General features: G+C 44.3%; 15 protein-coding genes. 4 read left to right on the top strand and 11 right to left on the bottom strand.

The window, feature by feature from the left end; translation table 11 throughout:
- Positions 1-99 precede the first annotated feature (99 nt).
- Positions 100-870, bottom strand: a complete 771-nt coding sequence (locus MSG34_RS17375; RefSeq protein ID WP_017061404.1) for a DeoR family transcriptional regulator — start codon at positions 868-870, stop codon at positions 100-102.
- Positions 871-1,299: 429 nt separating this feature from the next.
- Here MSG34_RS17375 and pykF point away from each other — a divergent pair, with 429 nt between their 5' ends.
- Both pykF and MSG34_RS17365 read left to right on the top strand, forming a co-directional pair.
- Positions 1,300-2,712: a pyruvate kinase PykF gene (gene pykF, locus MSG34_RS17370; protein WP_017061403.1), complete on the top strand. Its 1,413-nt coding sequence runs from the start codon at positions 1,300-1,302 to the stop codon at positions 2,710-2,712.
- 176 nt (positions 2,713-2,888) lie between these two features.
- Positions 2,889-3,560 (top strand): GntR family transcriptional regulator, encoded by a 672-nt coding sequence (locus MSG34_RS17365; protein WP_019826885.1) that lies wholly within the window; start codon positions 2,889-2,891, stop codon positions 3,558-3,560.
- A gap of 583 nt (positions 3,561-4,143) precedes the next feature.
- Here MSG34_RS17365 and MSG34_RS17360 read toward each other — a convergent pair.
- From MSG34_RS17360 to MSG34_RS17315, 10 genes are all read right to left on the bottom strand, one after another.
- Positions 4,144-6,027 carry a diguanylate cyclase gene (locus MSG34_RS17360; protein WP_248338788.1) on the bottom strand — a complete coding sequence of 628 codons (1,884 nt, stop codon included), beginning with the start codon at positions 6,025-6,027 and terminating at the stop codon, positions 4,144-4,146.
- A 113-nt stretch (positions 6,028-6,140) separates the two neighbouring features.
- Positions 6,141-6,635, bottom strand: coding sequence for an acetolactate synthase small subunit (gene ilvN, locus MSG34_RS17355; protein ID WP_008219984.1), 495 nt, complete (start codon positions 6,633-6,635; stop codon positions 6,141-6,143).
- 1 nt (position 6,636) lies between these two features.
- Positions 6,637-8,376 (bottom strand): acetolactate synthase 3 large subunit, encoded by a 1,740-nt coding sequence (locus MSG34_RS17350; protein ID WP_048618189.1) that lies wholly within the window; start codon positions 8,374-8,376, stop codon positions 6,637-6,639.
- A 460-nt stretch (positions 8,377-8,836) separates the two neighbouring features.
- Entirely contained in the window at positions 8,837-10,645 is a 1,809-nt protein-coding gene (locus tag MSG34_RS17345) for a long-chain fatty acid--CoA ligase (RefSeq protein ID WP_248338786.1), read from the bottom strand.
- A gap of 201 nt (positions 10,646-10,846) precedes the next feature.
- Entirely contained in the window at positions 10,847-11,806 is a 960-nt protein-coding gene (leuO, locus tag MSG34_RS17340; protein ID WP_019826889.1) for a transcriptional regulator LeuO, read from the bottom strand.
- 346 nt (positions 11,807-12,152) lie between these two features.
- Positions 12,153-13,208: an MJ1255/VC2487 family glycosyltransferase gene (locus MSG34_RS17335; protein WP_248338785.1), complete on the bottom strand. Its 1,056-nt coding sequence runs from the start codon at positions 13,206-13,208 to the stop codon at positions 12,153-12,155.
- A gap of 54 nt (positions 13,209-13,262) precedes the next feature.
- Entirely contained in the window at positions 13,263-13,787 is a 525-nt protein-coding gene (locus tag MSG34_RS17330; protein ID WP_017068816.1) for a phosphatase PAP2 family protein, read from the bottom strand.
- A 312-nt stretch (positions 13,788-14,099) separates the two neighbouring features.
- Positions 14,100-17,207: an efflux RND transporter permease subunit gene (locus MSG34_RS17325; RefSeq protein ID WP_248338784.1), complete on the bottom strand. Its 3,108-nt coding sequence runs from the start codon at positions 17,205-17,207 to the stop codon at positions 14,100-14,102.
- Positions 17,204-18,541 carry an HlyD family secretion protein gene (locus tag MSG34_RS17320; RefSeq protein ID WP_248338782.1) on the bottom strand — a complete coding sequence of 446 codons (1,338 nt, stop codon included), beginning with the start codon at positions 18,539-18,541 and terminating at the stop codon, positions 17,204-17,206. Before MSG34_RS17320 ends, MSG34_RS17325 begins: the two co-directional genes overlap by 4 nt.
- Positions 18,541-19,200, bottom strand: coding sequence for a TetR/AcrR family transcriptional regulator (locus MSG34_RS17315; RefSeq protein ID WP_048609655.1), 660 nt, complete (start codon positions 19,198-19,200; stop codon positions 18,541-18,543). Before MSG34_RS17315 ends, MSG34_RS17320 begins: the two co-directional genes overlap by 1 nt.
- 568 nt (positions 19,201-19,768) lie before the next feature.
- Here MSG34_RS17315 and leuA point away from each other — a divergent pair.
- A complete protein-coding gene (gene leuA, locus MSG34_RS17310) occupies positions 19,769-21,316 on the top strand; it encodes a 2-isopropylmalate synthase (protein WP_019826902.1) in 1,548 nt (515 codons plus the stop codon).
- A 97-nt stretch (positions 21,317-21,413) separates the two neighbouring features.
- Entirely contained in the window at positions 21,414-22,505 is a 1,092-nt protein-coding gene (gene leuB, locus MSG34_RS17305; RefSeq protein ID WP_017061390.1) for a 3-isopropylmalate dehydrogenase, read from the top strand.
- Positions 22,506-22,537: the final 32 nt, after the last annotated feature.

Raw genomic sequence — 22,537 nt, 5'->3', positions numbered from 1 at the left:
TCCATCAATTTTGTTTTATTCCTATAGGCAGCAAGCAAAGGCCAGATCTTCATTAAGATCAATTATAGGAAGGTAAATGCATAATACTTAAATTTGTTTTTACGCTGGATCGGTCAGGATCACGCGAACATCATGTGATTCGATACTTGCTTTGGATTCTTCGCCTAAGTCTGTATCGGTAATTAAGATGTCAATGTGTTCCCATGCCAGCTCTAAGTTCGGGATCTTTCGTCCCACTTTTTCCGACTCAACCATCACGATCACTTCTCGTGACACTTCAGCCATTACTTTGCTCAGGCCAACCAATTCGTTAAACGTGGTTGTGCCTCTATCAAGATCGATACCATCGGCCCCGATAAATAGTTGGTCAAAATCGTAAGCGCGAAGCACCGACTCTGCGACTTTGCCTTGGAAAGAGTCCGAATGGGTATCCCAAGTGCCGCCAGTCATTAATAACGTCGGCTCGCTTTCAAGCTCATTAAGCGCATTAGCGACGTGCAATGAGTTGGTCATCACAACCAAGCCACGCTTAGCATTAAGCTGCTGAATTAGAGCACCGGTCGTACTGCCACTATCGATCACAATACGGTTATGGTCGCGAATTAAATCTGCAGCGGCTTTTGCCAATGAAATCTTTCGAGTCGAAACTTGTTGACCCAGTTCTTCGTTGACAACCTCTTTCGGTAACGAAATCGCACCACCATAACGGCGTAAAAGCTGACCGTTTTTCTCTAAAGACGCCAAGTCCTTTCTAATAGTGACCTCTGAGGTTTCAAACTTAGCGGATAATTCATCAACACTAACCTCCCCTTTTTCATTCACTAGGTTAGAAATTGCATGTCTTCTGAGCTGGGTGTTTCGTTTCGACATTTAAAAAAGGCCATTAAGTTTCGATATGAAACATATTATAGTTACAACGAAACTATTTAGTCCATTTATTTTGATCCAAAAAATTAATAAATAGCGATAAAACCTTGTCCTAAGACAATTGTTAAGCAGTGATATTGAACTCATTAGGTGGTAGAATCCGCACCCGAAAAGAAAAAAAATTACAAAACTGACTGTTATTTTTTTGCAACCTACCCCCTATATAGTGGGGTAAGTCACAGAAAACCGATGTTGAATCAAAATCTTTTAGTCATAAAATGACTAAAATTGATGAAAGACTTACAACTCTGAAGGACATATTGGAAGTCCCGCGCTTTTACACAACAGGCACAAAATGTTGATGTAGCGGACCAATCTTCAGAACTTAAATAAATTTCAAATTGTAACAATACTTACCGGAGAGTACCTTCCATGAAAAAGACCAAAATCGTATGTACGATTGGCCCTAAAACTGAATCTGTAGAGAAGCTAACTGAACTAGTAGATGCTGGCATGAACGTTATGCGTCTTAACTTCTCTCACGGTGATTTCGCAGAGCACGGCACTCGTATCGCGAACTTCCGTAAAGTAATGGAAAACAAAGGTGAGCAACTTGCTATCCTTCTAGATACTAAAGGTCCAGAAATCCGTACTATCAAACTTGAAGATGGTAACGACGTAGATCTAGTAGCTGGTCAAGAGTTCACTTTCACAACTGACGCAACAGTTGTTGGTAACAAAGACGTAGTAGCAGTAACTTACCTAGGTTTCGCTAAAGACCTAACAGCGGGTAACACTATCCTTGTTGATGACGGCCTAATCGAAATGGAAGTTATCGCAACAACAGAAACTGAAGTTAAGTGTAAAGTTCTTAACAACGGTGCTCTAGGCGAAAACAAAGGTGTTAACCTTCCTGGCGTTTCTGTTCAACTTCCAGCTCTTTCTGAGAAAGACAAAGCTGACCTTAAGTTTGGTTGTGAGCAAGGCGTAGATTTCGTTGCTGCTTCTTTCATCCGTAAAGAAGAAGACGTTAAAGAAATCCGTGAGCTTCTAAACGCTAACGGCGGCGAGAACATCCACATCATTTCTAAGATTGAAAACCAAGAAGGTGTAGATAACTTCGATTCAATCCTTGAAGCTTCTGACGGCATCATGGTTGCTCGTGGTGACCTAGGTGTTGAAATCCCAGCTGAAGAAGTAATCTTCGCTCAGAAGATGATGATCGAGAAGTGTAACCGTGCACGTAAGATGGTTATCACTGCAACTCAAATGCTTGACTCTATGATCAGCAACCCACGTCCAACTCGTGCAGAAGCGGGTGACGTTGCGAACGCAATCATGGATGGTACTGATGCAGTAATGCTTTCTGGTGAAACTGCTAAAGGTAAGTACCCAGTTGAAGCTGTTACTATCATGGCTCAAATCGCGAACCGTACTGATTCAGCTCTTAAAGCTGAGCTAGGTTCTCGTCTAGACAGCCCACGTCTACGCATCACTGAAGCAGTATGTAAAGGCGCTGTAGACACAGCAGAGAAGCTAGCTGCTCCTCTAATCGTTGTTGCAACTGAAGGCGGTAAGTCTGCACGTTCAGTACGTAAGTACTTCCCAACTGCAAACATCCTAGCTCTAACAACTAACGAAAAGACAGCTGCACAGCTAGTTCTTACTAAAGGTGTTAAGCCAGTTCTTGTTGACTCTATCGAGAACACAGACGCGTTCTACATCAACGGTAAAGAAATCGCTCTACAATCTGGCCTAGGTAACAAAGGCGATATCGTAGTTATGGTTTCTGGTGCTCTAGTAGCTTCTGGTACTACAAACACGGCATCTGTTCACGTTCTATAAGAATGAACCGATTCGCATAAAATATAAAAGAGGGCTTCGGCCCTCTTTTTTTATGAAACAAAATCTTGCCTAACTTTTCAGTACGCTGTATTATCAATCACAATAGAACTACGTACTGTTAACTTCCAATTGGCTCTTTCTAAGAGACGGATTAGCAGACTAGAAATCATATATAGATGAGGTTTGTAATGTCTAGTCCTACGCTCACTGACAAAGTATCAAAGATGATTCGCCAAGATATTCTTAATGGTGAGTTAACCCCAGGCCAAAAGCTCGTTGTTGCTGATCTAAAAGCACGCTACAACGTTGGCGCATCCCCTATTCGCGAAGCCTTGGTACAATTATCTTGGAGCAAATACGTAAAGCTAGAGCCACAAAAAGGCTGCTGGGTATCTCCTGTATCAAAGAAAGAACTGAATGACCTATACGAAAGCCTTCGTGTTGTATCATCGGTTCTACTTAAAAAAGCGATTTCAGCAGGTGATGAGAGCTGGGAACTGGATGTACTAACGTCTTACCATAAACTGTCGCGAGTACAGTACGTATCTGAAGAGTTTGATTGTGTTGAATGGGAAGAACGCCACCAGCAATTCCATGTTGCACTACTTGAAGGGGCAGACTCAGAGAACATGTTTAAGTTCTTTGATGATCTAATCAACCAAGTGAAACGTTACCGCTTCCTCGCTATGTCTGCAGAAAGCGCATCTGATGATCTGTTCAATATTGATGAGCACGAAATGATCATGAAACTAGTACTCTCTAAGAATGTAGAACAAGCAACAGAACTGCTTGATCAACACTTACTAGGTTCAATGAAACGAATTGAAGAAGTTATCGAAGCGGCATAATGCCAAGATAGATTCTAACCAAATAAAAACGGAGCCCAACGGCTCCGTTTTTTTGTCTCCAGTACCACGACTGAACTACCACCCAAAAAACTCTTTGTGGTGAGTATTGAGTAGCACAACCATAGGTAAAAAATACAATGCACTAAGCTGAAAGCCAAGAATGGCTAATGTGCCTATGGTTAACCTCACTAAAAAATCGACAAACATACCACGCCTCTTTTAACCAGACTGTATGATCCCCAAACTCTTGCTCCAGCTAACCTAATTCTACTGCAGCCTTTCAAGTTATTGATAAGGCTAGCTAACCAGCTGAATTAAGTTAACGGTGTCATCCTTTTACATCTGGTAAACACTCTATTTATTGCATCGTTTAACACGATGTAATCTGAAGCAAAGTAGTTTACTTATTGTTCATTTTAGCTCAAATTTTCACCGGCATTAGACTTTAGTCTAACTGTATAGATTTTGTGACATAGGTCGCTCAAAAGTGAGATTCCTAATAAAAAGGGGGAAAGGAAAAAGGAGTCGGGGCGCGACTTGAAGAGGTGAAGCAAATAGAAGACAGGACTAGATAGAAGTGAACCTAAGCGACATCATCATAGCTAGGACACATAGAGACCGTATTACGGCCAGACGATTTAGATTCGTAAAGCGCAACATCAGCACACTTGTATGAACGAGTGCTGTTACTGGTTAAATCCGTAAAGCCAACACTCACCGTTACCTTAGTTCCGGCCGCTAGCTCAATCTCGATTCGTAAGCGATCCAATACGCGCTTTGCTTCTGGCAGTGAGGTGTGTGGCATCAAGAGTGCAAACTCTTCTCCTCCAACACGTGCAACAAAGTCCGTCCCACGAAGGCTGTCTTGCAGAAGCTTAGCAACACCAGCGATCACACGGTCACCTTCGTCGTGGCCAAGTTCGTCATTGATTCGCTTGAAGTTATCGATGTCGACTAAGGCTAAGCAAGTGGTCGCTTCGTTCGGGTAACGCTCAACCAAGCGAGAATAGTAGGCCAACTGCTCTTCGAACTTTCGTCGGTTCCAGAGGTTACTCAAAGAGTCACGTTCACTTAAGATCCTCAAACGCACCTCAAGCTCCTTCCTTACGGAAATATCAACCAACGAGGTGATGTAGTAACTGACTTTGCCTGAATTGTTTTTGACCGCATGCACTCGCATGATCGCAGTAAAAGGAATACGCAGCTTGTTCTTACACTGAACCTCCCCTTCCCATACTTCTTCTTGCTCTAAATGACTCCAAATAGCCGAGCTTGAGAGCACTTGATCGGTATTCTCAAGCAACAGTTGCAATGCATTCTGACCGATCACTTGTTTTTTGCAGTACCCAGTCATGTTCTCAAATTCGTTATTGATCATCATTGTGCGGTGCTGTTTATCAGAGATCATCACTGCCGACATGCCATTCAATGCGGCGCGTGCCAATTTACTCTCCAGGCTTCGGCGTCGGTAGTGCGTCACCAGGTAAGCAAATGGGAAGGCGAAAATCAGCACCGTTAGCAATACAAACACTTCTTCTTGAGAGAGGTCACTTAAGCTCGGTTCAGCCCTATCCATCAATTGCTTCTGATTAAGTTGAATCAGCAAATGAACCTTTTGACTGTTCGCGAGCATAACCGTGTTAAAGGCAAACAAATTACCATCTTCAAAAACGTGTCCCACCTGATCATTGGAGATCGCATCCCACGTCTTCGGCGCGATATTTTTCAGGTTGTAGCCTTTTCTTTCAGGGATAGAGTCCCCGAACAACTTACCGCTGTTGTTACTCGCGATGAAATAACCCGCGTCATTGAGCACTTCTGCTCTAAGATCGTTATCTGGTGAAAAGCTAAGACGCGACGATAGACCCCATACATCGAGATTGATGACAAGGTAGCCTACTCTTTTATCAGGGGTTTCTACTGGGGTAAAGACACGGATTACCGGCGAATAAGGGAAGGTGACTTCACCATGCTCCGTTTCAAGCTCAATACCCCAACCGCCAATCTGTTCGGCTTCTAGTTTTTGAGCGTATTGGAAGTAGTTAGAATCCGACCTATCTTGCAGTTGTTGAGGAAACGTCACTCTACCGGTATCAGAGGAGTAGTTAACGCGCACTAATTCTTTGCCAGTGACATCTAGCAGATGGATTTGTGTATACCACTTCTGATTCGCGAGAACAGATTGCCAGACCTCTTCAAGTAGATGTTTAGTTTGGTCTGAGGGAGAGGAAGCAAAGTTAACCAAGCTCTGGCTATGACTGAGTAGCTCCATTACCGAGACTAACTGAGTCTTGAGAAGATCGTAATCTCGCTTGGCATACACTAACTGATGAACGGCTTGCTTAGCTGAGTAGTCAAAGCTCTGCTGTTTTACTTCTTTGTAACGCTGCAAATAATACAGACATACTGCAGAAGACAATATGATAGAGATAATCAGCAATGTAATTATTGATTTTTTATTTCGCATTGCTAACTCAGATGAATGGAAGTGCAGCGCGGGATTATAGCACTCTAAAAAATTAACAAAATAAAAGCCGCTTAAAAAAGCAGCTTTAAAGTTATTTTTTAAAGACTTATCGTCTAGGCTTTCAACGCACGTTCGCCTCGAGCGATGCCAACAACACCACTTCGAGCTACTTCAAGAACTTCCGTCACTTCAGACAGTGCCTGAATGAAGGCATCCAGTTTCTCGCTCGTTCCGGCCATTTGAACCGTATATTGAGAAGCCGTGACATCAACAATCTGGCCACGGAAGATATCTGCTGTACGCTTCACTTCTGCACGAGCAAAGCCGCTCGCACGTACTTTTACCATCAACAGCTCACGCTCAATGTGCTCAAGTTCAGACACTTCTTGTACTTTAAGTACGTCGATTAGCTTGTGTAGCTGTTTTTGAATCTGCTCAAGCTGCATTTCGCTTGAGTTAGTGGTTACGTTCAAACGAGACAGCGTCGGATCATCGGTTGGAGATACGTTCAAAGACTCGATGTTGTAGCCACGCTGAGAAAACAAGCCAACCACACGAGAAAGCGCACCAGGTTGGTTTTCCATTAGTAGTGAAATAATGTGTCTCATATTATGTTCTCTCCGTTTTGCTTAGCCACATGTTATCCATACCCTCGCCTTTGATCTGCATTGGGTATACGTGCTCGGTGTCATCCACACTAATATCGACAAAGACCAAACGGTCTTTCATCGCCAGTGCTTTTTCCAAACCTGATTCCAGTTCATCCGGAGATGAAATACGCATACCAACGTGGCCATAAGCCTCAGCGATAGCAGCAAAATCAGGAACAGAGTCCATATATGAGTTAGAGTAACGACCTTGATAAACAATGTCTTGCCACTGTTTTACCATGCCTAGGAAACGGTTGTTAAGGTTAATAATCTTAACCGGGATATTGTATTGCAGCGCTGTCGACAGCTCTTGGATATTCATTTGAATACTGCCGTCACCGGTTACCACAACCACTTCTTCATCTGGCTTAGCAAACTTAACGCCCATACCAGCAGGCAGGCCAAAGCCCATCGTGCCTAGACCACCAGAGTTAATCCAACGACGTGGCTTGTTAAATGGGTAGTACAAAGCAGCAAACATTTGGTGTTGACCTACATCAGAAGCAACATAAGCATCGCCATTGGTTACTTTATGAAGTGTTTCAATTACTTGCTGTGGTTTAATGCGCTCAGACGATTTCTCGTAAGCTAGGCAGTCACGCTCTTGCCACTGCTTAATTTCACTCCACCAGCTTTCAATCGCTTCTGCATCGTTAGTGCCGCCTTGCTCAACGAGCAAGTTGACCATGCTTTCTAGAACTTTTTCAGCAGAACCTACAATCGGTAGATCCACTTTTACGTTCTTAGAGATCGAAGATGGGTCGATATCAATGTGCATGATCTTCGCATCAGGGCAGTACTTATCTAGGTTATTAGTCGTTCGATCATCGAAACGTACGCCAATACCAAAGATCAAATCCGCATTGTGCATCGCCATATTGGCTTCATACAAACCATGCATGCCCAACATACCCAAAGAGTTCTTATGGGTGCCAGGGAAAGCGCCAAGCCCCATTAGGGTGCTTACCACGGGTAAATTCAGTGCTTCTGCTAATTTTAACAACGGCTTATCTGCCTCAGAAATAACCGCACCACCACCGACATAAAGTACCGGCTTCTTCGCTTCAAGAAGGGCTTTTAGCGCCTTTTTGATCTGACCTTTATGACCCGTAACCGTTGGATTATACGAACGCATTTTGATCGTTTCTGGGTATTCATAAGGAAGCTTGATTTGTGGGTTTAAGATGTCTTTCGGCAGATCAATAACGACAGGACCGGGACGTCCTGTTGTTGAAATATAGAATGCTTTTTTAACGACTTCAGGGATATCTTCCGCTTTCTTAACTAAGAAGCTGTGTTTAACGATCGGGCGTGATACACCAACGATGTCACACTCTTGGAAGGCGTCGTTACCAATAAGGTTATTTGGTACGTTACCAGAAATAACAATCATTGGGATTGAGTCCATGTAAGCGGTTGCAATACCAGTAACGGTATTGGTCGCACCTGGACCAGAACACACAAGTACTACACCCGGTTTACCGGTAGAACGAGTATAGCCATCTGCCATGTGTGTAGCGGCTTGTTCGTGTCGTACTAATACGTGTTTAATTTCAGCAGTTTTAGCATGCAGCGCATCGTAGATATCAAGTACAGAACCACCTGGGTAACCAAAGATTTGTTCTACACCCTCTTCAATTAGAGACTGTACCACCATCTCAGCGCCGGATAACATTGCTGTTTCAGGTTTTGTTGTCATATTGCTCTCCTCACCAGTTTCCAATCATATTTGGTGAACATGTTGGGCTGGTTTTTCATAGTCTAGGGCTTATTCGTAGCCTAATTCGAAATACTTCCACTTTTTCGGCTATGGCTGTCTGTCGTGATAACAACAAACAGTAATACGAAACAACTTTAACGCTTTATTATCATCTGGTCTAACACCTGTTATTCGGCAACTGTGCCAAAAAACTAACTATTAGCTCAAAGCATCAAATAAAACCCAACCCAGCCCCCTATACTAGGTTTAAAAACTAGTTACCAGACAAAAAAAAGCACTTAATATTTCAATAGATCGCTATTTATCGATAAACCGCGAGCCTACTGGTGTGCGCTTTCGCACATTGTGCTGTGTCATTAGATACAAAAAATCCCCCTAAAAATGCAATCACATTCGTAGGGGGATTTTTAAACAACTGAAAATTTATCTAAGCAGAAAACTACTTATCTTTAGGCTTTTCGTTGTACATTTCTTCGATTTCGTCTTGATACTTATCGTTGATAACTTTACGACGCAATTTCTGAGTTGGTGTCAGTTCACCATCATCCATAGAAAATGCTTTTGGTAGCAGTTTGAATTTCTTCACTTGCTCAAACTTAGCTAGTTCTTGCTGTAGGTCATTCACACGCTTTTCTAGCATCTCGACGATTTGGTGATGCTTAACAAGCTCAACGCGATCGTGATACTTGATATTAAGCTCTTTGGCGTACTCTTCTAGCGAGTCATAACAAGGAACAATCAGCGCAGAAACGAATTTGCGCGTATCAGCGATAACAGCAATCTGTTCGATAAAGTGATCTTTACCAATCGCGCCTTCAACCACTTGCGGTGCAATGTACTTACCACCAGAGGTTTTCATCAGCTCTTTGATACGATCGGTAATGAACAGGTTACCATTTTCATCAAAATGGCCCGCATCACCGGTTTTCAAGAAACCGTGCTCATCGAATGTCTTAGCGGTCTCTTCTGGCATCTTGTAGTAGCCACGCATCACCATTGGACCACGAACAAGAATCTCGTCCTTAGCACCAATTTTTACTTCTGCGCCCGGCATCGACATACCAATCGAATCAGGGTTAAAACAGCGGTCATCCCAACAAGATACTGTTGCTGTGGTTTCTGTCATGCCGTAGCCAAGTTTTACGTTGATGCCAATAGCATGGAAGAAGCGACCAATCGTCTCATCAAGCTTCGCGCCACCACATGGCATGAAGTTGATGTTACCGCCGAGTAGAGCGCGCAGTTTAGATAGCACAAGCTTATCAGCTAGCGCATGGCTCTTCTTCAGCATCAACGATGGAGTACGACCTTCTTGGTGACAAACTGAAAGCTTTGCTCCCATGTTCACCGCCCAAGTAAAGAGCACTTTACGAATAAATGGCGCTTTAGATACCTTCTCGTGAATCGCAGAGAAGATCTTCTCGTAGAAGCGTGGAACCGCACACATTACGGTAGGTTTCACATCACTTAGCGCATCACGCACTTGCATCGTGTCTTGCAGGTAGCAGTTGGTTGCGCCTTTATAAAGGACATAGAACGTCCAAGCACGCTCAAATACGTGTGATAACGGTAGGAAACACAATGAGACATCGTCTTTGCTTAGGCTAAGGCGCTCATCGTGGCCTTCTAACTGATAACCAATATTGGTGTAATCAAGCATTACGCCTTTTGGCTGACCTGTGGTACCAGAGGTATAGATAAGAGTCAGTAAGTCGTCCATGCTTGCATCAGCAAGACGCACGTCAAGTTCAGCTTGTTGTGCTTCAACGCCACGCGCCATGAAGTCATCCCAAGAGACGGCAAAGCTGTGTCCTTGCAGGTCGATGTCATCAGACATAGCCACAACCACTTCTAGCTGCTCGCACTCTTCAAACAGGCTAACCGCCGCATCGAATTGAACTTGCTCACCAACGAATAAGATCTTCACATCTGCATTTTGGATGATGTAAGAAGACTGTGCTGCTGTGTTCGTTGGATAAATCGGCACAGTCACAAGACGTGCTTGTAACGATGCAAAATCTGCCACGGTCCATTGAGGCATATTGTTCGAATAGATACCGATCTTATCCTGAACTCTCAGTCCTTGAGCCAACAGTGCTAATGAAAGCGTATCGATTTGTTGTCCAAACTGTTCCCAGCTAATGCCTTGCCATACATTGTCTACTTTGTGCTTCAAAGCTGTACGGTTGCCGCCTTGGGCAATTTGGTCACGAAGTCTTTTTACGATATGAAAATCTAAATTGGCCATCTCTTTACCTTTGGCTTACACCTGTAAGCTTTTTTGAGCGCACAAGTGTACCTCTGATCATGGAAAAGGCAACTGATGAAGCTCAAAGTTATCAGTAATAGTACGTCTAACGCTAAGTTTTCTACCTACTAAAATAGCGCGCATAAAAAAGCCCCAAGCCAGACTCCTAGCTTAGGGCTTATAAATCATAGGGATTAGTGTCTAGTTAAGTGCCACTACTTCGCCACAGATCATCATTAACTGATCTCGTAACCAAATGTGTCCTTTATCCTTTTCACTTGATTCGTGCCAGCTTAGGAAGCCAGAAATCGCCGCATTATCGAATGGGAAATCTAGAATCTGAAGCTGCTCTTTGTTTGCTGCATGTTCTACCATCCAACGAGGAGCAATTGTTACTAGTTCAGATTGACCTACAACGTAAAGAACGTTGCTTAAGCTCGTACCTTCGTAGAAAGGCGTGCAATCTAGGTCACGATAAGCTTGCTCAGAGAAGCTACGTTGACCATGGATGCGAGACAGTTTCGCGTGCTTTTCGTTAAGCAGCTCTGCCGCAGAAACTTCACCGTTGATGCGTGGGTGAGAAGCAGAAGCAACCACAACTAATTCGTCTTGGAAGATCTCAGTGCTTGAGAAGCCTTGCTCATCAAAACGAGCGTAATCGATAACGAAGTCGATTTCTTGGTAGCGCATACGCTCAGAAAGTTGACGATCGAATTCAGCATCCATGTGCAGTTTAACGCTCGGTGCTTGGTCGTTGATTGTCGACATAATCTTAGGAGCAAAACGCATGTCACAAGGGCTGCAAATCGCAAGTTTGAACAGGCGAGAAGACGACTCTGGAGAGAACACAGAACTTGGTAGTTCGTTGCGTACTAATTGTAGCGCTTGGCGGATTGGACCAAACAACTGACGAGCACGTTGAGTCGGTTGAATACCACGACCTTGACGCATGAATAGTTCGTCGTTAAACATCACTTTTAGACGAGCAACAGCGTTACTTACAGCAGGCTGAGACATACCCAGATTGTGAGCTGCACGTGTAATGTTTTGCTCTTGCATAACTGCATCAAATACAGTCAAAAGGTTTAAGTCGACTCCACGAAGTGTGCTTTCCATTCTGTAGCTTGCAATAGCACTCATTGCGTCTTTTTTATCTAACATTCAAGTTGCCTCTTGTCGGTTCGACAGCGTTAAATTGGTAATGGTATGAGAATAGATAACCACTAATTCTTATATTTATCAGACCGATGTTTTTCGGATTGACATTACTATTAACCAATACATCTCGAGCTACCAACAAGATTGATAAAGAATAATTTTATTTTATCTTAATGATTAAATAACATCTAAAAATCAGTAATTTATAGAGTTATAAAAAAATATAAAAAGCTTAACTTATGAGTTTGATTTCGACTTATTTAGCTGTTCTATCTTTTGGTTACAATTGTTACAATTTATTGAACCGATGAATTAGTTGACCAGTTGATTCAGAAATAACACTTATGAGTTAGGTGAGCGATGCATAACTTGGAAAGTCTACCTTGTCCCAAAGTTGCTTTCTTAAGTCATCTTGATTAGACCAATTCCCCGCTAATACCCACTCAACAAGTGCACTTGCCACGTCTGGATAGGTGACCACTTCAGCCTGTTTTTCACTGAGCCAAGCACGCAAGATAGCCGCATCTAAAAAGGTCATGGTTTGAGCTAATCCAAGAGCCTCTAGCGTCGCCACATTGCTCTGTTGTTCGAACTGCCCTTCGAGTGGTTTGAGAAGCAATTTCTTCCCCAAAGTTAGGGCTTCAGATGGCAATTCAAAGCCGCCATTTGCGACCACACCAGAGCACTGATTGAGGTCGAATTGGAAGCCAGCATGACTGAGTGGTTTGAACTCAATATTTTCGACTCGGCTGTGCTCAATAACATCCGGGTGGTAACAGACAAAGTTGTGCGAAATAAACTTCATCAGCAGCTCTGAGATCGACTCAAGATCCTCAAATGGCAAATAGACCAACGTAAAGTCTTGTGCTGTTTTGGTTTGTTGCTCACCAACCAGCGTGTGAACGATAGGCGGTAATATAGGCTGTTCAAAGTGATACCAGTGCAAGCCAATAGAGTGCTCGGTTGGGGCGAAATGTTGAATAACTGAATGTTCAATCCAGTTGCCCCCTTCTTTGGGTACATCATAACGAAACGCATTCTGGTGGCTTATCCCAATGCATGGCACACCTTGTCTCTTAGCCGCCCATGCAGTGACAGGCTCAAAATCATTAATCACTAAGTCATAAGGCGTAAGATCGATCTGGTTAATCTCACGGAGAAATCGCCAGATGTTATTCTTCATGAATGTTTTGCCGTATTTAACCTGCCCTTGCTCGCTGTAAAAAGTTAAGCCGCTGCAGGTCTGGTAGTTGCCAAACGCTTCCATCGAGAAATACTTACTCTCGTCTCGCCCTGAAAACAGAAAGTCGACATCAATATTTTGCTGACGAAAAGCGACGGCCATTGCTCTCGCTCGAGCGATGTGCCCATTTCCTGTGCCTTGTACGCCATATAAAATTTTCATGCATGTTCCTTTAAATTTACCACTTAAGCTCGGCAGTGGTTGCCAACAAAATAATTACAGGATGAAGCTGATAGCAAGGCTAGTACAAGCAATGCCCAAGGCTGCGCCAATCAGTACGTCCGTTAAAAAGTGCACACCGAGCAGGATTCGAGAGCCTGCAATCGCAGTTGCCCACACCAAGCTAAAGAGGTACAAGCTCGGATAAAAATGTCCAATTAAGGTCGCCATAACAAAAGCCGCAGCGGAATGCCCTGAAGGCAGGCTGTATTTATCGGATGGCACAATATGAGAGTGAAGCAGTGAAGAGAATTCAGCTGGTCTGCGGCGCTTGAGGGTGTTTTTAGCAAACCAGTAAATAGGTAACTCGATTGCGAAGGCGGTTAAGCCCACCAATAGAAAGTCTCGACCAGTGTTGCTATCGGCCAGCAGAGCAATCAAGGCAATCAAAACATAAAGGTGTCCATCTCCAGTATGAGACACCGCTTTACTGAGCGTTGCATGTTGCCCGCCATAGCGGTTGTTTAAACAGAAAACAGAAAATGCCACATCCCAACGGACAATAGGTTCGATAGTACGCATACGATCTCCTTAACAATCCTTATTCAGTTAAGGCTCAAGTTATGCCCAACAAATGACAGTTAAGTGACGTTTTGAATGAACTAAAATGAAATTTCCCATGCGTGATAGGCTGGTCAATGGATCAAGTCAGGATAGCGATAGAAACGACCGATAAAAATAAAGCGACCCAAGGCCGCTTTATTCTTCTATGTTTTCACTTCTTTATATAAGCAAGCAAACGCTACTTCTATCGTGTTAATGGTTATAGCGTTCGCTAATGATACTAGAGCTCGCTAATAATAGTAGAGCTCGCAAATAATTAAGTGCTAAAGGCTATAGCGCTAATGGCTCGTGCTTTTTCACCAAACCGAAATCCGCCAATATCGCGTAAGCAGCAGGGATCATAAACAGCACCAGTAAGGTCGAGGCAAATATGCCGAACACGATCGAAATAACCAATGGCTGGATAACCTGTGCCTGTAAGCTGGTTTCCGTCAATAGCGGTAGTAAACCTGCCGCTGTCGTCATTGAGGTCAAGAATACCGCTCGGAAACGCTCGCGACTGGCTTTCACCACCGAGTCATGCACGCTATCTCCCTCATCGACATGGTGACGAATGTACTGCACCAACAAGATGGAATCATTAACCACAATCCCGGCAAGCGACACAAAGCCCATCATGCTTGGCATACTCAAAGAGTGCCCAAGTATCCAGTGACCAACGACCACCCCAATAAAAGCGAGTGGAATCGCTAACATCACGACCACAGGCTCTAAATAGCTTCTGAACTGATAGCTTAGAATCGCAAACACGCCGAATAAGCCGAGTAAGAATCCTTTACCCATCGAAGCGCCCGTCTTAGCTGCATCTTTGGCCTCCCCTTCGAAATCAAAGCGTAAACCCGGGTACTTCTGAATAAGTTTGGCGGCTTCATCTTTTTGGAACTGAGCCAAAATCGCGGATGAACTCGCTTTCTTATTATCAATATCACCAAAGATACTGATGGTTCTCAGCCCATCAATACGCTGAATTCGCACGTAGTTACGTTGGAAATCCAGTGTCGCCAACGTTGCTAGCGGGATCTGACTGCCATCTGCGGTAATAATTGGGAAGTTAGCCAGCTGCTGTATGTCGCCCGCTTGCTCCTTATCAAGACGCACTTCAATCGAGATATTCTCAACACCGATTTGAATCTCGTCCGCCGTTTGCCCAAAGAAAGCCGCTCGTAACTGAGATGCAATCATCTGCCCATTCACATTGTAGGTTTCGGCTCCAGGGCGCAGCTTCACCAAGATCTCTTCTTTACCCATGCGCATGTCATCAAGCACGCCATGCACCCCATCAAACTGATTAAGGTACTCCTGAATATCCAAAGAAGCAGATTTCAACGAGCTCAGGTCATCGTGTTTGGCGCGGATTTCAATAGCACGACCGCCCGGCCCCATAGTCGGTTGCTTGAACACCAATGAAATAGGATCCGCTAAGTCTCCTATATCTTCACGCCACGCGTCAATGAAATCATCGATAACCGTATTACGGCTCTCTGCTCCGCGTAAATCTAAGCGCACTGTGGCTAAGTGTGGGCCAGATTCATTGGCATCGGCGTTGGCATTGAATTGGCTGGTGATATGCTCGACCAGTGTATTGCCTTCTTCAACCTCTTCGCTCCATTGCTTGTTCAAACGCTCAGCAGACGCGACAATTTTGTCGACCACTTTCTCGGTTTGAGACAGTGATGCGCCCGGCGGAAGAATAATACGCGCCTCGGCAATATCGCCATCCAGCTCTGGGAAAGGTTGAAACTTAACTACGCCACCAGCAATCAAGGCTACTGAAAGCAACAACAGCGTAATCACTCCGCCCATAAAGGCATAACGGAAGGTCACGACTTTCTCAACCATGTCCATCAAAGTGGTATTACGAAAGTTCTCAAACTTCTCAAGTAACACAACCTTAAAACGCAGCGCTAGCTTGTCATTCTTTTCTTTGTGTAATGAATGAGATAGGTGATTAGGTAGGATCAGGAAGGCTTCAATCAAGCTCAACGACAGCACCAAAATCAAGACTTGAGGCACGGCCTTAAGCACTGCGCCCATCTCACCATCAAGAAACAGTAAGCTACCGAAAATACACACAGTGGTTAGGAAAGAAGACAGTACTCCGGGAAGCACTTTCTTAACGCCGTTGTACACCGCATCATCAACACTCTGACCCCGATCTAAATGGGACGCTATCGATTCAGCAATCACGATGGCGTCATCCATCATGATACCGATTGCCATTAATAAGCCGACTAGCGACATAATGTTGATCGACAAACCAAGATTGGCCATCAAGAACAAACCACCAAGGAAGGCCACCGGCAACCCCGCCGCTACCCAAAACGAATAACGCAAGCTGAAGAACAACCACATGGTGGCGAACACTAGCACAATACCTTGCCAGCCGTTGCTCACCATCATGGTTAGACGATCCCAAAGTACAGAAGAGAGATCGTTGGTCATTTGTAGTGTCACGCCATCAGGAGCAATCGCGCTTTGATCTTCAACGAATCGTGTTACGTTCTCTTTGATTCGAAGCGCATCGTCTTCTTTGTTCTTACTGATCTTAAGCAACGCTGAAGGCTTGCCATCAAATAACACCTTTTGTTCATCAAGCTCAAAGCGGTCGGTTATTTTGGCTATGTCTCTCAAACGGATCACCGAGCCATTAGGCGCAGATCCAACCACGATGCTTTCCAGCTCAACAGGCGTAATTCGTCTCTCGTCGAAACGAATCAGAAAGTTTTTGTCTGGTGTTTCAACGTTACCGCTCGGCAGTTTTACATTCTGTCGACCAATTTGATCCGCGATATCACCGACACTCAAGCCCAGCTGACGAATAGCTTGGGTATCCAGTTCCACTCGATATTGATGATCAGAGAAGCCGCTGACCTCGACCAAAGAGACATCGTAATCAAGCTTCATGGTACGCTTAAGATCTTCCGCGTAGGCCTTAAGCTCCGGCCACGACGTTTCGGCTGTGATAGCGATATCAACAACCGGTTCATTCCAATCTAGCTCTTGAACAACAGGCGATTCAATCTCAGTCGGGAAATCATTGATCGAGTTAATCTGGGTTTGCACGTCCACCAGCATTCGGCCGATGTCCGCTTTCTCATTTAACTTGAGAATTAAACGAGCGCTGCCTTCGATCGCTTCACACTGAGTCTCTTCAATGTTGGCCAAACCGTCTACTGCATCTTCCATTCGCACACATAAGCTCTCTTCCACTTCTTGTGGAGAAGCGCCGGGATAAACAATCGCAGCCATAATGTAAGGCGGATCGTAAGCGGGGAAGGTTTCACGTTTGATGGTTGATAGTGAGCTTATACCCAAGATCAACAACCCAAGCATCAACAAGTTTGCTGCTGTTGGGTGCCGAGAGAAAAACTTGATCATGACGCACTCTCCTGAGTATCGGACTCAAGTTCAGCCTCTTCAGAGTTCGACTCTCTCAGTAACATGCCTTCGATTGCTGGCAGGACATCATTGAGAACCAGTTTATCTCCAGCTTGTAGCTCGCCACTCACAACCACTTGATTGTCTCTGCGATAAAGCACTTCAACATTAATCACTTGCAGACGCTGACTGTCATCCATCAAGTAAACCTTATCACCATGCAGTGCTCGCTCTGGAACGACCCAACTTAGATTCGCGACACCCTCAATCTCAGCTTTGACAAACATACCGTTAACCAAAGGCGTTGCGCTGTCTGGTTGCAATTGTGAGTAATCTTGAGCGATCTCGAGAATAATCCCCGCCGTCGCTTGGTTTTCATCAACCGTTTCGCTGATTCTTGCCACCTTCGCAGGCCAGCTAAGGTTCAGGTTGCCGCTGTTAAGTTGAATGCTTGCTTTGATTGGCGCTTCATAAGGGTTTGGGATTCCTGCAGCATCGCGAGGGAACTGGTTGAAACTGGAGGCTAAAGTTTGCATATCGTGAATAGAAAGTTGCGCCTCCACTTCCATGACATTAATCCCGTGAGCAATAAACATCTCTTGTTGAAGATTAACCACTTGATTTTGTTCGATATCAACCTGAGCAATTCGCATTGCTCTTGGCAAAGTGATAGTGGTCTTATCGAGAGAGCGTTGTGCCTCTTTCACTTTGGATACGTTGACCTTAATCACCGCTTCCGCGACGCGTTTTTCATCAGGCATTAAAGCGATTTGGTTCGCGATATCCAACACTAGCTTCTGTTGAGACAGTGCACTTTGTTGTTGCAGGTCGACATCAGACTGAGAAGTCAGCCCTTTCTTACGCAGATCTTGTTTACGTTGTAGCTCTTTATTGCTGATCACCAAACGATTCTTTTCGATCTTAAGAGTCTGATTCAGGTTGTCTTCTTCTTGATTCAATTTCGCTAATGAGGTTTGGCTTGATTTTAGATCCGCTTCTGCTTGTATCAGCTTTAATTCATAATCCAATGGATCAACCTTGAGCACGACCGTTCCCGCGGGGATCACCTGCCCTTTCTCAAGATCCGGATGGCGATAAACGATCTGTCCTGTCACCTCAGCAATCGCTTTCCATTCAACTTTAGGCACCACTTTGCCAAAGCCGACCGCTAACGGCGCTATCAGTTGTTGTTCTAGGCTCACTGTATCAACTAAGCGGGCTCTATCACCCGCAGGTTTGGTTGGAAGATCCGGCTTCAAGTTAATCGCGGCGACAAGGCCAAGAACACCAACCGCAAGTGCTGGAAAGAAGAGTAGTTTTTTATTTATTTTCATTATCTTTGGTCCTGCACGGAAGAAGGGCTTGGTGCGTTAATAAAGCCTTCAGTCATCAATTGAATGTTGTGTTCGATTAAACGATTAAGAAATTCTTCATTAATCTCAATACCATGGATTGCCAATAAAGGCGGCGGAGCGATGAAAGGAAACACCATCAAGCTTACATACGAAACACGGCACAATTTTGGATCCATGTTCTGTTTTAAGATGCCTTGTTCAACCAACTTTTCAAAAATGACATCTTGGGCTGGCTTTGCAACATCGAGGAAAACCTTTTCGAGCAACTCTCTTTGCACTTCAGAGGGAGGCATATTCATCACTTGGGCTATCAAGCGAGGAAACTTCGGCACCTTGACCATCTCTTTGTAGTAAGTCCGCATTAAATCAAGAAAGTTCTCATGACTGCTTTCTTCAACCAATCTCTGCATCTGCAATTGCATCGGTCGTAGCGTTTCACGCAGCATCGCTTCAAACAACCCGGCCTTACTGCCAAAGTAATAACGGATCATCGCAATGTTGACACCCGCACGCTCAGCAATCAGGCGCGTCGAGACCTTGTCGTATGGCTGAACGACAAACAGATCACGAGCATGCTCAATCAATAACTGTCGAACATCTAAGTTCTTTTGAGGTCGCCCCGCTTTTCGTGCCGTCATGGTAAAAATCCATCTCTATAATTAATCATCTGATTAATTATAGAGATAAACAGGTGTAACAGTAGAAGATTAATTACTCACTATTTAATCAAGTGATTAATTAGTTTGGTCACGCTTGTGATTTTTTTGGTGAATCGTTCCATCAAAAAGATTTACTACAAAGTTTTAACCTACACATAAGCCAAACGATAAACTAACCCCCCAATACAAAACCACCAATCAGATGATTTACCCAATAACGCCATACAAAACAGCACAAACCAAACCAAAACGTCGCCAATGCACGCTGATATTGGATTTTCTTGTTTGACGCTCAGAATAAATTGCGGTAAATATGGTGTTAACAGTTTATTTACGGATATTTGTGTAATGATTTTTTCTTCTTCTCGACTGCTGAAACTTCTCCTTATCGTGAACCAATCGCGCGGGTAAGTTGTGGGTCAAGAACTACACAAATATTAAAACCCGCGCTGAGCGGGTTTTTTTGTAACTGGCACTTTTAAAAGAACATCATTCTTAATAATAATTTGGATAGCAATCGATTCATTATCGATATAAGGAAGCACCCATGAACGATCAAGTGATAATTTTTGACACGACCTTACGTGATGGCGAGCAAGCGTTGGCAGCAAGCCTTACGGTAAAAGAGAAATTACAGATCGCTTATGCACTTGAACGACTGGGTGTAGATGTTATTGAAGCGGGTTTCCCTGTGTCATCGCCAGGCGATTTCGAATCAGTACAAACCATCGCAAAAAATATTAAAGATAGCCGCATCTGTGCGCTTTCTCGTGCCGTTGCAAAAGATATCGACGCCGCTGCCGAAGCACTAAAAGTGGCTGACCAGTTCCGTATTCATACCTTCATCTCAACATCAACAGTTCACGTACAAGACAAATTACGCCGCAGCTACGACGATGTTGTCGAGATGGCAGTGAAAGCAGTAAAACATGCGCGTAACTATACCGATGATGTTGAGTTCTCTTGTGAAGATGCCGGTCGTACACCTATCGACAACCTATGTCGTATGGTTGAAGCCGCTATCAACGCTGGCGCAAAAACCATCAACATTCCAGACACCGTAGGCTACACAGTACCGAATGAATTTGGTGGCATTATCCAAACGCTATTTGATCGCGTACCAAACATCGATCAAGCGATCATCTCTGTTCACTGTCACGATGACTTAGGCATGTCGGTTGCTAACTCAATTGCTGCCGTTCAAGCAGGTGCTCGACAAATTGAAGGCACAATCAATGGTATTGGTGAGCGTGCGGGTAACTGTTCTTTAGAAGAAATTGCAATGATCATCAAAACTCGTCAAGAGCTATTAGGTGTTCATACCGGTTTGGACCACAAAGAGATTCACCGTACCAGTAAGTTGGTTAGCCAGCTTTGCCATATGCCAATTCAAGACAACAAGGCAATCGTAGGTGCTAACGCATTCAGCCACTCTTCAGGTATCCACCAAGACGGCATGCTTAAGAACAAGAACACTTACGAGATCATGACACCTGAGTCTATTGGCTTGAAAAACAAAGCATTGAACCTAACCAGCCGCAGTGGTCGTGCCGCAGTTAAAAGCCACATGGACGCAATGGGCTACAAAGACAATGAGTACAACCTAGATTCATTGTATGAAGACTTCTTGAAACTGGCTGACCGTAAAGGCCAAGTGTTCGATTACGATCTAGAAGCACTAATGCACTTCGCAAACCTACGTGACGAAGATGACTTCTATAAACTTAACTACCTAAGCGTACAATCTGGTAGTGTAATGTCTACCACCAGCATCAAGCTGCAATGTGGTGACGAAGAGAAATGCGAAGCGGCTGTCGGTAACGGCCCGGTTGATGCTTTATACCAATGTATCTACCGCTTAACGGGTTACGAAATTGCATTGGATAAATTCGACCTTACCGCGAAAGGTGAAGGCGAAGATGGCTTAGGCCAAGCTGATATTATTGCTAACTATAAAGGCCGCAAGTACCACGGTACGGGCGTTTCAACGGATATCGTTGAAGCCTCTGGTCAAGCGCTACTGCACGTTATTAATAGCATTCAACGCGCAGACACCATTGCTGAAATGAAGCAGCAAAGAATCGCAACAGTTTAAACACCCAATAACAGAGCCCTAGAGCCGATGTTGTTGGCTTTAGGGACAAAATTTAAAACGAGCGAAAGAGCTCAGTAACAAGAATTAAAGGATTAACATGACTGATAAATCATACAAGATTGCCGTACTACCTGGTGATGGCATTGGCCCAGAAGTAATGCAGCAAGCACACAAAGTGCTAGACGCGATTGAAAAGAAGCACGCGATTAGCTTCTCTCGTGAAGAGTATGATGTTGGTGGTATCGCAATTGATAACCACGGCTGTCCACTCCCAGAAGCGACAGTAACAGGCTGTGAAGAATCTGACGCAGTACTATTTGGCTCGGTTGGCGGACCTAAGTGGGAACACCTTCCACCAAACGATCAACCAGAGCGTGGTGCCCTACTTCCTCTACGTAAACACTTCCAATTGTTCTGTAACCTACGCCCTGCACAAATCCACAAAGGTCTAGAGTCTTTCTCTCCTTTGCGTGCTGACATCTCAGGTAACGGCTTCGACATCGTTGTAGTTCGTGAACTAACAGGCGGCATCTACTTCGGCCAACCTAAAGGTCGTGAAGGCGAAGGCGCAACGGAAAAAGCTTTTGATACCGAGGTTTACCACCGTTACGAGATCGAACGTATTGCAAAGATTGCGTTTGAATCTGCACGTCTACGTAACAAAAACGTTTACTCAATCGACAAAGCAAACGTTCTGCAGAGCTCTATCTTATGGCGTGAAGTGGTTGAAGAAATCGCAAAAGATTACCCAGATGTCACGCTAAACCACATGTACATCGACAACGCGACCATGCAGCTAATCAAAGACCCATCTCAGTTTGACGTAATGCTATGTTCAAACATCTTTGGTGACATCATCTCTGATGAATGCGCAATGATCACAGGCTCTATGGGTATGCTTCCTTCTGCAAGCTTAAACGAAAGCAACTTCGGCCTATACGAACCAGCAGGTGGCAGCGCACCAGATATCGCAGGTAAGAACATTGCGAACCCAGTCGCGCAAATTCTTTCTGCAGCACTAATGCTACGTTACAGCCTAGGCGAAGAAGCAGCAGCACAAGACATCGAAGCAGCGGTTTCTAAAGCACTTTCTGCAGGCGAGCTAACGGCAGACCTTGCAGGCAAAAACCAAGCACTGACTACCTCTGAAATGGGTGACAAGATCGCAGAGTACATCTTAGCTTCATAAGCTAAATGCTCCGATTAGAAGCAAGTACATAA

The organism is Vibrio sp. 1CM2L, from assembly GCF_023161695.1.
In the GTDB taxonomy this organism is placed as follows: domain Bacteria; phylum Pseudomonadota; class Gammaproteobacteria; order Enterobacterales; family Vibrionaceae; genus Vibrio; species Vibrio coralliirubri.
Note: the sequence above shows the minus strand (reverse complement) of the source record. Positions and strands in the feature narration are given on the sequence as shown.

Coding starts and splice junctions, on each gene's coding strand:
- MSG34_RS17325 (WP_248338784.1), bottom strand. CDS start 17,207: ATGATCAAGTTTTTCTCTCGGCACCCAACAGCAGCAAACTTGTTGATG.
- pykF (WP_017061403.1), top strand. CDS start 1,300: ATGAAAAAGACCAAAATCGTATGTACGATTGGCCCTAAAACTGAATCT.
- MSG34_RS17315 (WP_048609655.1), bottom strand. CDS start 19,200: ATGACGGCACGAAAAGCGGGGCGACCTCAAAAGAACTTAGATGTTCGA.
- MSG34_RS17345 (WP_248338786.1), bottom strand. CDS start 10,645: ATGGCCAATTTAGATTTTCATATCGTAAAAAGACTTCGTGACCAAATT.
- MSG34_RS17320 (WP_248338782.1), bottom strand. CDS start 18,541: ATGAAAATAAATAAAAAACTACTCTTCTTTCCAGCACTTGCGGTTGGT.
- MSG34_RS17365 (WP_019826885.1), top strand. CDS start 2,889: ATGAGGTTTGTAATGTCTAGTCCTACGCTCACTGACAAAGTATCAAAG.
- ilvN (WP_008219984.1), bottom strand. CDS start 6,635: ATGAGACACATTATTTCACTACTAATGGAAAACCAACCTGGTGCGCTT.
- MSG34_RS17375 (WP_017061404.1), bottom strand. CDS start 870: ATGTCGAAACGAAACACCCAGCTCAGAAGACATGCAATTTCTAACCTA.
- leuA (WP_019826902.1), top strand. CDS start 19,769: ATGAACGATCAAGTGATAATTTTTGACACGACCTTACGTGATGGCGAG.
- leuB (WP_017061390.1), top strand. CDS start 21,414: ATGACTGATAAATCATACAAGATTGCCGTACTACCTGGTGATGGCATT.
- MSG34_RS17350 (WP_048618189.1), bottom strand. CDS start 8,376: ATGACAACAAAACCTGAAACAGCAATGTTATCCGGCGCTGAGATGGTG.
- MSG34_RS17330 (WP_017068816.1), bottom strand. CDS start 13,787: ATGCGTACTATCGAACCTATTGTCCGTTGGGATGTGGCATTTTCTGTT.
- leuO (WP_019826889.1), bottom strand. CDS start 11,806: ATGTTAGATAAAAAAGACGCAATGAGTGCTATTGCAAGCTACAGAATG.
- MSG34_RS17360 (WP_248338788.1), bottom strand. CDS start 6,027: ATGCGAAATAAAAAATCAATAATTACATTGCTGATTATCTCTATCATA.
- MSG34_RS17335 (WP_248338785.1), bottom strand. CDS start 13,208: ATGAAAATTTTATATGGCGTACAAGGCACAGGAAATGGGCACATCGCT.